The organism is Acinetobacter sp. YZS-X1-1 (assembly GCF_000804305.1).
Classification (GTDB): Bacteria; Pseudomonadota; Gammaproteobacteria; order Pseudomonadales; family Moraxellaceae; genus Acinetobacter; species Acinetobacter variabilis.
In genome coordinates, this window is the sequence record NZ_JWHB01000002.1 from 16,652 (window position 1) to 32,355 (window position 15,704).

Consider the following 15,704-nt stretch of genomic DNA (forward strand, 5'->3'; position numbering starts at 1 on the left):
CCTGCAGGACTTGTTTTAAATGACAATCAAAATAAATTGCCAAACAAGGTTGAGGGTAGCGCCATGAAAGCCGCTTATTTAGATTATGCTTCTTTAGACCAACAGGATTTGGACTTTCAGGCACTTCATGCAGTATTTGATCAGCTGGTCTTATACCCGGCCACATCGGCTACACAGATTCAGTCCCGTGTGGCCGATGTCGATGTCATCATTACCAACAAAGTCATGATTGACGCGGCAACCATCCAGCAATGTCCTCAACTGAAACTGATCCTGATTTCTGCCACAGGCACCAATAATGTCGATCTGGCTGCGGCCAAGGAACGTGGTATTGTGGTGTGTAACTGTCAGGCTTATGGTACCTCTGCTGTCGCTCAGCATACCCTTATGCTGATGCTCACTCTGGCCACTTCATTTCTGACTTATCAGCGTGCAGTACAGCAGGGTGAATGGCAAAAGGCCAGCCAGTTCTGTCTATTGGGCGCACCTATTGTGGAACTGGCAGGTAAGACCTTAGGCATTGTCGGTTATGGCGAGCTAGGCCATGCAGTTGCCAGACTGGCAGAAGCCTTTGGCATGAAAGTACTGATTGCCGCTTTGCCTAACCGTCCGGCAGATGACTCACGTATTCCATTTGTCGATTTATTGCCACAAGTGGATTTTTTAAGCCTACATTGCCCTTTAACGGAAGATACCCGTCATTTAATTAGTCATGCTGAACTGGATGCGATGAAACCAAGCGCATTTTTAATTAACTGTGCACGTGGCGGAATCGTCGATGAACAGGCCTTGGCTCAGGCCTTATGCGAAGGCAAAATTGCCGGTGCTGCGACGGATGTGCTTACCGTGGAGCCACCGAAAGAGGGTAATGTATTGCTTGATGCCTCAATTCCTAACCTGATTGTCACACCGCACAATGCCTGGGGCAGTGTCGATGCACGTCAACGCATTGTGGATCAGATGGTGGAAAATGTAGCAGCCTTTAAGCAAGGTCAGCTCATCCGTCAGGTAAATTAAAACTACCAAATAAAAACAAAATGCTGATCGAATTCGATCAGCATTTTTTTAGGTTTTCTGGCGTGATGTATTTATCCAACAGTTTTAAAAATTCACTCTGAACCAGTGCAGACCGGGGGTTAAATATAATTTCCTGATAGACGCGCTTAAATTCGGGTACCCGTTCATCGGGACGCTTGTCATAAGATGTTCGATAATGGGTTTCAAACATATAAATCAGATGATTCTGCGAAAAATAAGCGGTTCGATAACTATAAATGTCATCTCCTTGAGTCTCGATTCTTAATTCACACATATCCTTGATCCGATACAGGTCGGCATTATTGCCAGAGGCGGGTCTAAATTCTGCTTCATCAAGGTTTTGAATATGCTGGATTTTTTCGCCTTCGGTTTTATGGTTATAAGAGGCAGCACTAGACAGGCTCGGGATGGAAGATAATTCATCATCAATGGCGGCAAGTGAGGTCACGGTTTCACCTGAAACCAGTAAAGTGATGTACAGGATGGCTACGTCACACAGAATGCCGGCAATAAAGCTGAGGAGAATTTTTTTCATTTTTATTATCTTCTCATGATTTTATTTGAGCTCAGTCTAAAGAAAGACTCAACTATCTTCAATGCTTAAAAGAAAAAGCCCATAATGGGCTTTTTTCAATGCGATGGTTTAAAGATCATCTACTGCATAACTGGTCGCTGTACCGGAACCTGACTGGGGTGGTGATACCGATGAATTTTGAGTTGCGGTAGATGGCTGACTCAAAGGTTGCTGCACGATCGGCGCCTGTTGTGAATTGCCGCGCCAGACTTCTCGGGTTTGCTGAATTTTCTGACCCGTTTGCTGTGCTGCCTGAGTCGCACCCTCATCTACTTTCTGGATGGTATCCGATGCCACAGACTTGGTATTGCCCCAGGCACGGTCTACACCCGGTTTGATTTTGGCAATGCCTTTTTCAGTGACTTCACCTACTTTTTCAGCGGTATTGATAACACCTTCCTGCGCTTTATAGGCAAACACATGCAGCAGGTTCGGATTCTCACCATAAGGCGCAATCGGTTTGGTGGTTTGAGTGGTTTCGGTCTGTGCAAATACAGGTGCGCAGAACATTAAAGCTGTCGTTAAAATAATTGGGGTTTTGATATTCATTATGGATCGACCTCGAATTCGTCAAAGAGCGGTCTGAGTTTGGTTTTCAGTGTAACGGATAATCAGCCAAAAACAATGAATAAGCTGTGAAGAGAGTATAGGTTCAGCGTAGTTTGATGCGAGGATTTATAGTTTTTAAGAAGAAGAAAGGGCAGTTCAAATCGGGCGAAAGATTAAATTCTATTCATTCAAATAAATAGCCCCATTTTCATGATAAAAACAGGGCGATTTGTTTAGTCACATTGAGTCAGGGCATCTTTGGCAAAATGATTGCGCAGAGTTACAAAATTCTTTTGTACCGCCGCATCGTGCAGGTCAAATTTTTGTGCCGTGCTGGTTCCATCGCGCTGGAAAGTTGCTGAGCCGGCATCAATCAGGGTCATGCCCTTAAATGACCATTGTTCAATTGAACGGTTGTTGCCAATGTCGCCAGTAAATTCAATCACGCATTTGTCGAGGAATTTAGTCAGTTTCGCTTTATTGTTGGTTGTTTCTGGAATAACTTCGAGATTTTGTACTTCCTGTAATACACCCAGTTCCAGTTGTGGAATGGTGGGTTGAGATGTACATGCTGTAAGTGCGATACCCGCAAGAGTCGTCATAATGAGTGTTTGAAATTTCATGCGCTTCTTTCTTGTTGAGTGTTGTTGAGATGAGTATATGAAATATATAGGGATATGCCTATAGCAATAAAACTATCGATTCCAGTCTTGAGTTCGAATACGGCCAGTCTGGTAGTAAATCGATACTAGTTCTATAAAATTTTTGAAATCTGAGTTTTCATTTAGAATTCTATTAATTGATTGCCAGTCAACTTCTTGTCGACGTCGTGCAGGCAATAAAATTTCACTTTCAGTTGGATTCTCAGGAATTAAAATTATTACACCAATTCCATGAAGTGCAGAAAGCATCCGAAGTTCTTCTTCAACCTCACTTGTTGATATTGAGGTCGCGACTAAATATCCTTCATTAGCCCAACTTGAATTACTCACAGCTTGGAAAAAGCTACTACGGATATTTGAACTATTTAATTCTTTTTTGACTTCAAAAGACCACAGACAAACATTTTGTCCAGAACTATGTTTTACACAAGTTTTAACAAGGTCATTCCAACGATTATCTAATGCTTGCATGGCAACAATATCAGGGTGTAACCACTGATTTCCATTCTGTCCACGAGTGTTTCTTGAACGTTTTTCATCAATTCTAAGACAATATAGATTAAGTTCCGAATTTAAAAACTCAGTAAGAATTGGATAAAGATCGTGCTCTGATAAGTGATCTAATTTAATTATTGGTAAGTGGACTGCAGTGTCAGTACTTTCAGAAATAACTAAATTATCAATATCTTGTTCTACTTCATAGGTTGAATTAGGATCAAACCAAAATTGTCTTGGTCGAGGTTGATCACGTATATGAATATGTGGTGAAACTTTTAGAATATTGGTTTTTGCGCCACTACTAATTTCACGAACAATTTGTTGTACAAAATCTGCGTCTGATTCAAATCGATCATTTAATCTTTTGAATTCATAATCTTCAGGAAATAATTGGATAATTGCTTCTGCTATTTCTCTTGAAGTAAATTTTTGATTCGGATGTGATTTTAAAAACTCTGCAACTTTCTGTGTCTGTGATAATTTCATTATATTCAAAAAATAAAAACCCCACTAATTTATAGCGGGGTCTTATATGCTTTACAACTAATTAAGACTTAGTGTTGAAGCACTGAAATATCTGCAACTTTAGTGAACAGGTCACGAAGCTGAGCAAGCAGACGTAAACGGTTTGCTTTCAGTTCAGCATCATCAGCCATCACCATGACACCGTCAAAGAACGCATCTACTGGCGCACGTAGGGCAGCCAATGCAGACAACGCAGCAGTGTAATCTTTAGAAGCAAACAGTGGCTCAACCGCTGGTGTGATTTTTTGCAGTTCAGCGAACAATGCTTTTTCAGCATCTTCCACCAGATTGGCTTCAACCACAGCACCTTCAGGTGCAGCTTCTTTGGCAAGAATGTTGGCAACACGTTTGTTCGCAGCAGCAAGTGCAGCAGCTTCAGGCAATGCACGGAAGTGATTTACCGCATTTACACGTTTGTCAAAATCAAGTGGAGATTTTGGTGATAACGCTTGAACTGCTTGAATCACGTCAACATCAACGCCTTGGTCTTCGTATTTCGCACGGTAACGACCTTCAAGGAAGGTAACCGCATCTGCCAAAGTCTTGTCGTGGTCTTTCAATACATCGCCATACGCAGCTAGAGCAAGCTTAATTAGATCTTCAATTGATACATCAAGTTCGTTTTCAGTGACCAGACGCAGAATACCAATTGCAGAACGACGTAGCGCAAACGGGTCTTTAGAACCTGTAGGTGCCTGACCAATACCGAAAATACCAGTTAAAGTATCTAGACGGTCAGCAAGCGCAATCGTTGTACCAGTTTTGGTTTTAGGCAGAACGTCACCTGCGAATTTAGGTAAGTATTGCTCACCTAAAGATTCAGCCACTTCATCATTTTCGCCTTCAAGACGTGCGTAGTAAGTACCCGCGATACCTTGAAGTTCTGGGAATTCACCCACCAGCTCAGAAGTTAAGTCACATTTAGCGAGAAGAGCCGCTTTTTCAGCATCTTCATCTTTTGCTCCCGTAATCGGAGCAAGTGCGACAGCCAGTTTGGCAATACGTTCAGACTTGTTCCACAAAGTACCCAGTTGTGCCTGGAATACCATGTTTGCCAGTTTCTCTTTACGAGAAGCTAATGGCTGTTTCTGATCTTGCAGGAAGAAGAACTCAGCATCTGACAGACGCGGACGAACCACTTTCTCGTTACCTTCAATAATTTGAGTTGGATCTTTAGACTCAATATTTGAAACGGTAATGAAGTAAGGTTGTAATTTGTTTTCGGCATTTACCAAGCAGAAGTATTTCTGGTTATCCTGCATAGTCGTGATTAACGCTTCTTGAGGAACGGCAAGGAAGCGTTCTTCGAAGCTGGCACGTAATGCTACCGGCCATTCAACCAGAGCAGTAACCTCGTCGCGAAGATCAGCAGGAACAATCGCAATCGCATTCACTTCATCAGCCAGCGCTTTGACTTGCTGATCAATGATCGCTTGACGCTCCTCAAAAGATGCAATCACTTTCGCAGCGCGAAGGGCATCCAGATACGCATCTGCATTGGCCAGGATAATCGCTTCAGGCGCATGGAAACGGTGACCATAAGTGACATTGCCTGCTTTGTGATCCTGAATGGTTGCATCAATCACATTGCTGTCTTTTAACAACACAACCCATTTCACCGGACGAACAAATTCGGTACGGCTAGCAGCAGAACGCATGCGTTTTGCGATTGGCAATTGATCCAGAGCATGTTGCAGGATTTGTGGCAGTAAAACGTCCAGACTTTGGCCTTTGACATCTTTCAGGTAGCAGACTTTTTCAACTTTACCGGCTTGGAAAGTAGATACCTGATCAACCGTAATGCCTTGACCGCGCATAAAGCCTTCAAGCGCTTTGGTCGGTTTGCCTTCAGCATCATAAGCCGCTTGCACAGCAGGACCGTCAAAACGTTTTTGCGTATCGGCCTGAGCAGCATCAACGTTGATGATTTTAAGTGCCAGACGACGTGGCGCGGTATAAGCTTCGATTGCATCGAAAGCCAGACCGGCATCTTTTAAGCCTTTCTCAGTTTCAGCTTTTAATGCATCACGTAATTTTTTCAAGCTTTTTGGTGGAAGTTCTTCACAGCCAAGTTCAAATAAAACTGTATGTTTAGACATTATTTGTTCTCCGCTGATTTTTCTGCTTGAGCTGCTTCTGCTTCTACCTGAGCTTTAAGCTGAGCCAGGACTTCGTCACGTAGGTGTGGTTCTGCCATTGGGAAACCAAGTTTCGCACGTGCAGCCACATAGCTGGTCGCGATTGAACGTGCCAGAGTACGCACACGTAAAATATAACGCTGACGTTCAGTCACAGAGATCGCACCACGCGCATCCAGCAGGTTAAAGCTATGAGATGCTTTAATTACTTGCTCATAAGCAGGCAATGGCAGTTCAGCTTCGATTAAACGCGTTGCTTCAGCTTCATAGAAGTCGAACAGTTCGAACATTTTTTCTACTGGTGCGTATTCGAAGTTATAAGTCGATTGTTCTACTTCATTTTGATGGAATACATCGCCATAAGTCACAGTACCGAACTGACCTTTGGTCCAAACCAGATCGTAAACTGAGTCTACACCTTGCAGGTACATTGCTAGACGTTCCAGACCATAAGTGATTTCACCAGTAACTGGGTAGCATTCAACACCACCGACTTGCTGGAAGTAAGTGAACTGAGTCACTTCCATACCGTTTAGCCAAACTTCCCAGCCTAGACCCCACGCGCCCAGTGTTGGAGATTCCCAGTTATCTTCCACGAAACGGATGTCGTGAACTAAAGGATCAATACCGATTGCCTTTAAGGAATCCAGGTACAACTGCTGGATATTGTCCGGGTTTGGCTTAAGCACAACCTGGAACTGGTAGTAGTGTTGCAGACGGTTCGGGTTCTCACCATAACGGCCATCTTTCGGACGGCGTGATGGCTGAACATAAGCGGCATTCCAGGTTTCAGGACCTAGTGCACGAAGGAATGTTGCAGTGTGGAATGTCCCTGCACCCATTTCCATGTCGTAAGGCTGTAACACGACGCAGCCTTGCTCCGCCCAGTAGTTTTGTAAGGCAAGAATTAAGCCTTGGAAGGTATCAATATGCGATATGGCGCGACTCATGGTCATCCACTTAAAATTAGAGAAAAATTGTGCTTGATTATAAGGATTTTACAGGGGAGTGGCAAAGGGTTAATACGCTGAAAATATTTTGGAAAAAATTAAAATGGTCTTCATTCATGCCAGATTTTGCGCGGCTTTGCTGCAATTTTATGCTGGAATAGCAATGGGGTGAGATCTAAAAATCAGGAATAAATCAGATGTATAGCATCCTGGTCACTGAAGCGCGATAAAGTTAAACTGATCTCATACGATTGCGGTCTTAGAATTAGTTTAATCTTCACACAATATAATAATACCTAATAATAAGGAACTTCATGACCACTTACCAAATTCAGTGCCATTTAAAATACAAGATTGTGCAACCTACCGAATTTATTTTTATGGTTCAGGTCGCCCATCATCCCGATCAGAATATTCTCGAAGAACAGCTCACCATGAATATGCCGGTCAAGTGGCATGAATTTCGGGATGCTCAGCATCAAAACCGCCATATCCGGTTGCAACTCGAGCCCTGTGAAGCATTTGAACTGAATTATAGCGCGACAGTTACCCGTCAGCCGTGCATTCCGGTTGATCTGAGGCAAAATCTGAATGAAGTTAAAATTCCAGACCTGCCGGATCAAGTGCTACCTTATTTGCTGGCCAGCCGCTATTGCAATTCAGATTTATTACTTGAAATGGCGAAACGTTCATTTGGCTGGATGACACCCGGCTATACGCGTGTAAAAGCCATTGAACAGTGGATTTATAACAATATTTTTTATGTCTCTGGCTGCTCTGACCAGTTTACGACTGCAACAGATGTACTGGTCCACCGGGCAGGGGTATGCCGTGACTTTGCTCATTTGGGCATTGCGCTGTGCCGTGCTTTGGGCATTCCGGCACGCATGGTGGTCGGTTATGTGGAAATTGAAAAATTTTTACCCGATTTTCATGCCATTTTTGAAGCCTATCTGGAAGGCGGGTGGGTACAGTTTGATCCGACCCGTTTAGCTCCGGTCGACGAGCTGATTCGCATTGGCACCGGGGTAGATGCCGGAGATGTAGCCTTCTCAACCTATTATGGCCAGGTCGAACTGCTCAAAATCGAACCTCTGATTAAACCTGATTCTCATAGCGAAGCTAAGGCTAAAATCACTTGACATGAATTATCTCATTGAAAATTCTATGAGGGATTGAACCGTAAAAGAGAACTAGATGGATGACTGTTGCCTGGAGATAGACTTGGCTTTTTAAACAGCATCCATTTAAGTGTAATTAAAAGATATAAAATGAATACATCTTTAAAGCGACTAGTTTTATAATGCGCAAAATCTGTAAACATTAAAATCAGGCGCGCCGTGTTCCATTCCAATCTCGACTGGCTCAATACCTTAAAACCGAATTTTAAAGTTCTTCCACTCAAAGACCGTTTACTCTGCGGTATTGGGGCACTACTGGGTCTCACGGTATCGTCATTACTGAGTTTATGGATTCTGGGGGATTTTGAAGCCTGGTATATCGCGCCGATGGGGGCGTCATCTGTGCTGCTGTTTGCGGTTCCGGCCAGTCCCTTAGCACAGCCCTGGAATATTCTGGTAGGTAATACTATTGCTGCTGTGGTGGGTGTGACCTGTGCCTTGTTTATTGCCAGTCCGACCGAAGCTTTTAGTCTGGCAGTGGCATTAGCAATCATTTTAATGATGACCACAGATTCCCTGCATCCACCGAGTGGTGCTGTGGCTATTACAGCGGTACTCGGCGGCAATGCGGTGCATGAACTCGGCTATGCTTTTGTTTTCTATCCGGTGCTGCTGAATTCGATTTTATTGATGGTGATTGCGATTGTCTTTAACCGAATGATTGGCAAGCGTTATCCGCAGCAGGCGCAATTAAATACCCGTTCCAAAGATCCGACCCCGACCCAGAAAGTCACCATTCAGCCACAGGATATTCAGGAAGTACTGGATCAGCAAACCGAGCTGCTGGACATTAGTGAATATGACCTGCAAAAGATTATTCTGGAAGCGCAGGACCGAGCCAATGCCCGTGCGGTCAACCAGTTTACCTGTCAGGACATTATGACCAAAGACGTGGTGACCCTGCATGCCAATGATGATATTCAGCATGCACTGGACAAGTTTAAGCAAATGAACCTGATGAGCCTGCCAGTGGTTAATGCGGAAGGCAAGCTGGTGGGAACGCTGGCCATGTATCAGGTGGTAGAATGGTTTAAACGTGCTGCAGATGTGCGCAGCAGCTGGGAACATCAGGTCAAACATATTATGACCCGCAAGGTAGTTACTGTGCAGCCATTACAGCCGATTCAGGATCTGGTGCCCTATTTTGTGGAGCGTTCCTTTAACTATATTCCGGTGGTGAGTGAACAGCGTCTGGTCGGAATTATTAGCCGCGCAGATATCATCGCTGCCCTGAATCAGGAACTGAACCATTTTAAAATGAGAACTTAAGAACTCTTATATAAATAATTCTGAAAAAAGCACCCTTGGGTGCTTTTTTATTTGGAATCTGGATTTATCTCAACTTAGATAAAGAACCAGTAAATAAACAGGGAAACCAAGAAAATACACATGATATTCAGGACAAAGCCGACTTTCATCATTTCACTTTGCTGAATATGACCAGTCCCAAATACAATGGCATTCGGTGGTGTCGCCACAGGTAGCATAAAGGCACAAGAAGCACCGATCCCGATCACAATCACCAGAATCTCTTTAGGCATACCCATCTGGTCGGCAATGGCGGCAAAGACCGGAACCAGTAAGGCAGCCGAGGCAGTATTACTGGTAAATTCAGTCAGGAAGATGATGAAGGTTGCCACCACAAAGATAATCATGAGAGGAGAGGAGTCACCGAAAGCATTCGCCAGCGTCTGACCTAAGACCAGAGAACTCCCTGAATCCTTCAAGACAGCACTTAAGGTCAAGCCGCCACCAAACAGGTAGAGCACACCCCAATCGGTATTTTCAGCAACCTGTTTCCATGTAGCCGTACCCAGAATCACTACCATGCAGGCCGCCAGAATCGCGATCCAGGTATCGGGCTGTGTAATGCCGAAATTTTCAGTCAATTTTTTACTGAAAATCCAGGCAGTCGCGGTACAAAGGAATAAAATCATGGTGGCAATACGGGTCGTAGTCCAGGGAATATTTTCAGTGACAAAATTCACCTTATGATTCAGTTTTGGACGTAGCACCAGATACAGGCTTACTAACATTGCCGGCAGGATAATGAACATCATCGGCAGGCCAACTTTCATCCAGTCGGCGAAGTCATAACCGAGGGCTTTGGCTGCAATCGCATTTGGTGGAGAACCAACGATAGTGCCCAAGCCACCAATACTGGCCGAATAGGCAATCCCGAGCAGAATAAACACAAAGGTTTTACGATCTTTTTCAACATCCAGATGCGAAAGTAAACCCAGCGCTAGGGGCAACATCATGGCTGCGGTGGCGGTATTGGAAATCCACATCGACAGTGCAGCAGTCACTAAAAATATGGCCAGTACCGAAGCACCAAGATGTCCACCGGAGAGCGAGATAATCCATGTGGCAATTTTCTTATCCAGTTTCTGGATATGCAGCGCTGAGGCCAGGGCAAAACCACCAAAGAACAAAAAGATGGTGGGGTCTGCGAAAGTGGTGAGTGCTGCCTGTGTAGTAATTGGCTCCAATTCATCGCCTTTGGCCATGGGCATGGCGAGGACGACTGCCAGTATAGGTACCAGCAGGGCAGTAATGGTGATGTGAATCGCTTCGGTCAGCCATAAAATGGCGATAAAGGTCAGTAGGGCCAATCCCTTATTGGCATTTTCGTCATAAGGTAAAATATGATACAAGCCATAAGAGACCACTGCAGCGATCACAATTAAAATCCAGCCCTTTCGAATTCCTTTCGGCATGGCATCAGTCGGGGTGCGTAAAGGGTCATTCATACAACCTCCTTGCTCAACTTTTTTATTTAAAAGCGTTTTTGAAATTCTTATAAAAGTAAATATGTGGTTTGATTAGAAAAGATATTATTTAAACAGTATAGTAGAGTGTTGTAATAATCCCACACTTTGCCAAAGTGCGTAAATCCCCAGTCCAAATAGAAAAAACAGCACCAGATATTTGAAATGTTGCTGGGAAAGTCGATGACGTATTTTCCCCCCTAACCAGACACCGATGAGAGCAAATAACGTGATTCCAAGCAGGATATGTCGCTGATGGGTTTGCAAAGAAATGAGAATCGGGAAGAGTAAGGTCAACTGCACCAGTTTGCTGGCAATAAAGTTAAGATTACTGATGATGACGATATCAGTTTTGGAGAGCTGACAGCTAAGCAGATACATCATCAGGAAGGGTGCCATGGCATTGGTTGCACCTCCAATCATGCCGGCCAGTAAACCGAATCCCAGCATACTAAGCTGACTGCTACTGACTCGAAGCGGAGTAGAGCGTAACTGATCCAGTACATAGAAAATAATCACCAGACCCAGTAATAATTTAAGATAACCTTCATTGATCCAAATGAGTAATTTGACCCCCAGCACACTACCGACCAGACTGCTGAGCATAAGTGGCCAATAGCGTGAGACATAATAGCGAATGCTCTGCAACAGGCTATATTTTGGATCGCTATTGAGCATCCAAAGGTTCAGTAACAGGCAGGGGAGAATCACCAAGGTGACTGCTGTACTTAAGGCATATTCACTGGATAAGGCAGCCGTACTTAGCATAGGAAAGCCAAAACCACTGACCCCATGCAGTAATGCCGCGATCGCACACAGCCAAAGTACAACCCATTCTGCCTGCGTCATCTGAAATCCATTTCAAGTAGAAAGTATCAACTTATCCTGAATAGGCGAGCAGGGTAAAGCGTAAAATAGTAATAAGACCAAAACCTAAAAATCAGGCAAAAAAAAACCACGATCTTTTGGGGGAAGGACCGTGGCATAAAAATTTCACCATATGAATATTTAGGTGAAAGAGGAAACGATTTTATCGGTAGTCTTTATCCTGATTCACGGTACGCACAGGACGTTCATAATCAGTTCTGCTCGCAGCATAATCAGGCATAGAATTCTTTTTTGGCATCACTAACCATAGAACCAGATAAACTAAGATACCCGGGAAAGCAGCACTCATGACCGAAATAATCACGAAGATCAAGCGTAATAAATTTGCGTTCCAACCAAAACGTTCAGCAATACCACCCATTACACCTGCAATCATGTTTGAGCGGTTAGAGCGATATAAACCAACATTGGCCATCCAAGTCTCCTGATAGAAAAAAATAAGATTGAGTCTAAAAAATGACTCATATTTATAAGAATGGAGTTTTATCTGAATTTTTAAAGTATCTATTGAAAATAAATTCGTTAAGTAATGTTACGGGAGATTAAATAATCCTTAAAAAATCACTAAGATCATAAAAATTCCATTGAATTCATTATTAAAACTTATAAGTTTTCAGTGAGTCGTCTGCCTATATAGATGTGCACCCCTTCAGGTATATTTTTAAAATGAAATCGAATGTATCGCATCATTTAAGTGGTTTATGCCGGCTTGGATTTGTGCTGGGAAGTGTTGCAGGACTGATTGCCTGTGATGATCATCAAAGCAAACCCTTACCTGATACTACGAAAACTTTGGCACAAGATGGCGTAGTCATCTCCGCCGCCAATGAAAGTTATGACACCCGTAATGCTAAATCGCTCACCCAGACTGCAACCTATAATGCATTGCCTGTAGAACCAAATGTCGATCCTAAACCTGTACCGGATTATGCCAAAAGCTATGTCGGGCGTTATCTTACCCAGATTGATTGTGACGGGCGGTTTGCGCCTTGTACGGAAGGGAAGTCGGTATTTATTTTGACTTTATTGCCAGATGGTACAGTGCATCGCAGTATCGTGCATTATGGCAAAGTCTTTGTGAATAATTCCAGACGGGTTCAGACCGAAAGCAATATGACCTATCGTAAGGACCGCTGGACGATTAATCCGGAACAAACTGAACTGATCGTGGACCGTAAAGAAGGAGCAAAGTTCTACTATATGATTAAAAGCCCAACGCATCTGGTCATGAATCTGGAAAAAATTTATGACGAAAAGGAACGGACAAACCAGCAATTATTTGATCAGGGTTATCCTGCGCCTTCTAAAGCGTATGAACTGGTCAAAGATTCTGAATTTAAAATCACTGAATAAAAGCGATAAGGTTTCTAAAGAATTTAAAAACAGCATAAATGAAAATGACGATTTTAAAATTGTCAGGATGAATTGCGCTTAAATAAAAAGAATGAACTGAATAATATAGAAATATTATAAGAATATTGAAAGAAGAAGATAGATATAGAGGGGAGAATGGTGGGCCGTCCGCGACTCGAACGCGGGACCAATGGATTAAAAGTCCACTGCTCTACCAACTGAGCTAACGGCCCATTCGGGTAATCAAAGCTACTTTGATTGAATTTTCTAAAAAGAGATTTTAGAAATGATGGTGGGCCGTCCGCGACTCGAACGCGGGACCAATGGATTAAAAGTCCACTGCTCTACCAACTGAGCTAACGGCCCATCAGGGGATATCAAATTTAATGGTGGGCCGTCCGCGACTCGAACGCGGGACCAATGGATTAAAAGTCCACTGCTCTACCAACTGAGCTAACGGCCCTGAACCAACAATTAAGCAAGACTTAATTGTGCAGTGCAAGAGAAACTAAAAAATTTCTGAAAGCACCACTTTGTTTGATGGAGCGTATTGTAGCAAGATCTCATTGCAGCGCAAGTAAAAAATAACAAAGTTGCCTATGTTTGATTATAAATACAACAATTCTGCTTTATCTAAACAAAAAATAGGCAACTTCGGCACTTAGAAGCGATATTGATAGGCTTGAATGTTCTCAAAAATTTCTTGAGTCAGCTCACAATACGCATCGCTCCCTGGCAATAAAACCAGCAGGCGTTCATCGGTCTTGTTTGGATCAAAAGCCTGTTCTTTCAGTTTGTTTTTCTGATACTTGAAGGTACCGGTCGTTTCTACTTGCTTTTGAATGCGTAGAAAAACCGGAACTGCATATGTAGGCAGACAACGTTTAAAGGTGCTGACCATATTTTTCAGGTCTTGCTCATTTAGGGTGCTTCCCGATTGCAGGGTAATTGCAGCCATGCCTGCACGGCCATTTGTATTCGGAATTTCTACGCCATAAACCACAGCTTCGATAATTTTGTCATACTCGGTCAGCATGTTTTCGACTTCAGTCGTTGAAACATTTTCACCTTTCCAGCGAAAGGTATCACCGAGACGGTCGACAAACTGAGCATGACGGAAACCGATATTACGCACCAGATCGCCCGTATTGAAGTAGGAATCACCTTTGCTGAACACGTCATGCATGGTGACCGCCTTGTTCTTTTCCGGATCGGTATAGCCATCGAAAGGGGAGCGGCGGGTAATTTTACCAATCAATAAACCGGTTTCACCTTTTTTTACTCGTTTGCAGCGGCCTTTGGCATCACGCACAAGCTCATTTTTATCTTTGTCAAATTCGATAATGGCATAAGGCGTTGGTGAGAAACCGACAGTATTGTCAAAGTTAAAGACATTGCTGAAACCGACATTACCTTCACTGGAGGCATACAGTTCCAGTACTTCCTTGATGCCAAAACGGGATTTGAATTTATCCCAGATGTTCGGGCGCATGCCATTACCAATCATCTTGGTAACGCGATGGCCTTTTTCCAGTTCAGACGGTGGTGCATCCATCAGGTAGCGGCAAAGTTCACCGACATAACCAATCGCAGAAGCATCGAACTTTTTGACATCTTTCCAGAAGGAAGAGGTGGAGAATTTACGGCGGATGGCAAAAGTACTGCTTCCGGCAATCACCCCACACCAGCACACCACAATGCCTGTCGCATGATAAAGCGGCAGGGTGCAGTACATCACATCATCTTTATTCAGGTTCAGAACATGACCATAGGTGCCATAGGCGAGTGTCCAGCGGCTATTGGTAAAGACCACCGCTTTAGGTAAGCCAGTAGTACCTGAAGTATAGATATAGAACAGGCCGTCTTTACCCTGTACCGAATGTGTGGTCGGTGTATTGAATTTAGGGAACTGGTCAATCTGCTCTGCCAGGTTAATAAAACCTTCAGGTGCCTGTCCGGCATTTTCTTGTGTGTTCTGATCGGCAAACCAGTGAAAACGGTCAGCGGCAATATTAAGATCATGATGGATTTCATCAACCGCAGCACGGCACTCTTCACCGACAATGACTGCAATCGGTTTCACCAGATTAATACTATGTGTCAGGACTTTGCCGACCTGAGAAGTATTCACCAGCGCAATCGTGATGCCCAGCTTGGCTAGACCAATCACGCTGGCAATAAACTCCGGACGGTTCTCGACCATCACGGCCACCACATCACCTTTCTGTGCACCGAGAGAGAGGTAGAAATGTGCGATCTGGTTCGCCCAGCCATTTAGGTGAGCATAGGTATAGGACTGATCCTCAAAACGTAATGCAATACCTTCAGGATTACGCTGTGTTGCTTTTTCAAAAGCTAAACCCAGGCCTGCGGGCGTATTGGGAGTACGTAAATAAGCCTGTCGCAGTCCGTTCAGCAGATTAGGGACCTTACTGATGAAGGCAGGGATTTTGGCTGCGACATCTGCAATGCCAATAAGATCGGGTTGGTTCGTCTGGGTCATGGGCGTCCTATTATTTTTCGTATCCAATGCGTTTAATTTATATGCAATAAACGGATGATAGCCATCTTTTAGCG

General features: G+C 43.7%; 14 protein-coding genes and 3 tRNA genes. 4 read left to right on the forward strand and 13 right to left on the reverse strand.

Annotated features, from left to right (window positions below; genetic code table 11):
- Positions 1 to 63 precede the first annotated feature (63 nt).
- Entirely contained in the window at positions 64 to 1,017 is a 954-nt protein-coding gene (locus RJ01_RS01370; RefSeq protein ID WP_034169825.1) for a 2-hydroxyacid dehydrogenase, read from the forward strand.
- A 37-nt stretch (positions 1,018 to 1,054) separates the two neighbouring features.
- Here the strand turns inward: RJ01_RS01370 and RJ01_RS01375 are convergent, their stop codons facing one another.
- The 6 genes from RJ01_RS01375 to glyQ all read right to left on the reverse strand — a co-directional run bounded on the left by RJ01_RS01375 (position 1,055) and on the right by glyQ (position 6,934).
- Entirely contained in the window at positions 1,055 to 1,573 is a 519-nt protein-coding gene (locus RJ01_RS01375) for a hypothetical protein (RefSeq protein ID WP_034169826.1), read from the reverse strand.
- Between the two features lie 108 nt (positions 1,574 to 1,681).
- On the reverse strand, positions 1,682 to 2,161 hold the full coding sequence (locus RJ01_RS01380; protein ID WP_034169827.1) for a hypothetical protein: 480 nt from the start codon (positions 2,159 to 2,161) through the stop codon (positions 1,682 to 1,684).
- Positions 2,162 to 2,394: 233 nt separating this feature from the next.
- The gene (locus RJ01_RS01385; RefSeq protein ID WP_034169828.1) at positions 2,395 to 2,784 is read right to left on the reverse strand and encodes a hypothetical protein; all 390 of its coding nucleotides are present in this window, start codon (positions 2,782 to 2,784) and stop codon (positions 2,395 to 2,397) included.
- A gap of 72 nt (positions 2,785 to 2,856) precedes the next feature.
- On the reverse strand, positions 2,857 to 3,810 hold the full coding sequence (locus RJ01_RS01390; RefSeq protein ID WP_171248446.1) for an HrgA protein: 954 nt from the start codon (positions 3,808 to 3,810) through the stop codon (positions 2,857 to 2,859).
- Between the two features lie 65 nt (positions 3,811 to 3,875).
- On the reverse strand, positions 3,876 to 5,945 hold the full coding sequence (glyS, locus tag RJ01_RS01395) for a glycine--tRNA ligase subunit beta (RefSeq protein WP_034169830.1): 2,070 nt from the start codon (positions 5,943 to 5,945) through the stop codon (positions 3,876 to 3,878).
- Positions 5,945 to 6,934, reverse strand: coding sequence for a glycine--tRNA ligase subunit alpha (gene glyQ / locus RJ01_RS01400; protein WP_005232423.1), 990 nt, complete (start codon positions 6,932 to 6,934; stop codon positions 5,945 to 5,947). Before glyQ ends, glyS begins: the two co-directional genes overlap by 1 nt.
- A gap of 314 nt (positions 6,935 to 7,248) precedes the next feature.
- On the opposite strand from glyQ, the gene RJ01_RS01405 reads away from it, so the two are divergent.
- Together RJ01_RS01405 and RJ01_RS01410 are read left to right on the forward strand one after the other, a co-directional pair.
- The gene (locus tag RJ01_RS01405; protein ID WP_034169831.1) at positions 7,249 to 8,076 is read left to right on the forward strand and encodes a transglutaminase family protein; all 828 of its coding nucleotides are present in this window, start codon (positions 7,249 to 7,251) and stop codon (positions 8,074 to 8,076) included.
- A gap of 198 nt (positions 8,077 to 8,274) precedes the next feature.
- Complete coding sequence (locus tag RJ01_RS01410) at positions 8,275 to 9,384, forward strand: HPP family protein (protein WP_034169832.1); 1,110 nt, start codon at positions 8,275 to 8,277, stop codon at positions 9,382 to 9,384.
- Positions 9,385 to 9,458: 74 nt separating this feature from the next.
- Here RJ01_RS01410 and RJ01_RS01415 read toward each other — a convergent pair whose 3' ends face one another.
- The 3 genes from RJ01_RS01415 to RJ01_RS01425 form a co-directional block, all read right to left on the reverse strand.
- Complete coding sequence (locus RJ01_RS01415; protein ID WP_034169833.1) at positions 9,459 to 10,868, reverse strand: DASS family sodium-coupled anion symporter; 1,410 nt, start codon at positions 10,866 to 10,868, stop codon at positions 9,459 to 9,461.
- 84 nt (positions 10,869 to 10,952) lie between these two features.
- Positions 10,953 to 11,735, reverse strand: coding sequence for a sulfite exporter TauE/SafE family protein (locus RJ01_RS01420; protein WP_034169834.1), 783 nt, complete (start codon positions 11,733 to 11,735; stop codon positions 10,953 to 10,955).
- A 181-nt stretch (positions 11,736 to 11,916) separates the two neighbouring features.
- Positions 11,917 to 12,189, reverse strand: coding sequence for a PspC domain-containing protein (locus RJ01_RS01425; RefSeq protein ID WP_034169835.1), 273 nt, complete (start codon positions 12,187 to 12,189; stop codon positions 11,917 to 11,919).
- 251 nt (positions 12,190 to 12,440) lie between these two features.
- Between RJ01_RS01425 and RJ01_RS01430 the strand changes: the two genes are divergently transcribed.
- Positions 12,441 to 13,127: a hypothetical protein gene (locus RJ01_RS01430; protein ID WP_034169836.1), complete on the forward strand. Its 687-nt coding sequence runs from the start codon at positions 12,441 to 12,443 to the stop codon at positions 13,125 to 13,127.
- 157 nt (positions 13,128 to 13,284) lie between these two features.
- On the opposite strand, the gene RJ01_RS01435 is transcribed toward RJ01_RS01430, so the two are convergent.
- The 4 genes from RJ01_RS01435 to RJ01_RS01450 all read right to left on the reverse strand — a co-directional run bounded on the left by RJ01_RS01435 (position 13,285) and on the right by RJ01_RS01450 (position 15,630).
- Positions 13,285 to 13,360: transfer RNA gene (locus RJ01_RS01435), tRNA-Lys, on the reverse strand.
- A 57-nt stretch (positions 13,361 to 13,417) separates the two neighbouring features.
- Positions 13,418 to 13,493: transfer RNA gene (locus tag RJ01_RS01440), tRNA-Lys, on the reverse strand.
- Between the two features lie 21 nt (positions 13,494 to 13,514).
- Positions 13,515 to 13,590 (reverse strand) — tRNA-Lys (locus RJ01_RS01445).
- Positions 13,591 to 13,788: 198 nt separating this feature from the next.
- A complete protein-coding gene (locus tag RJ01_RS01450) occupies positions 13,789 to 15,630 on the reverse strand; it encodes a long-chain-acyl-CoA synthetase (RefSeq protein WP_034169837.1) in 1,842 nt (613 codons plus the stop codon).
- Positions 15,631 to 15,704: the final 74 nt, after the last annotated feature.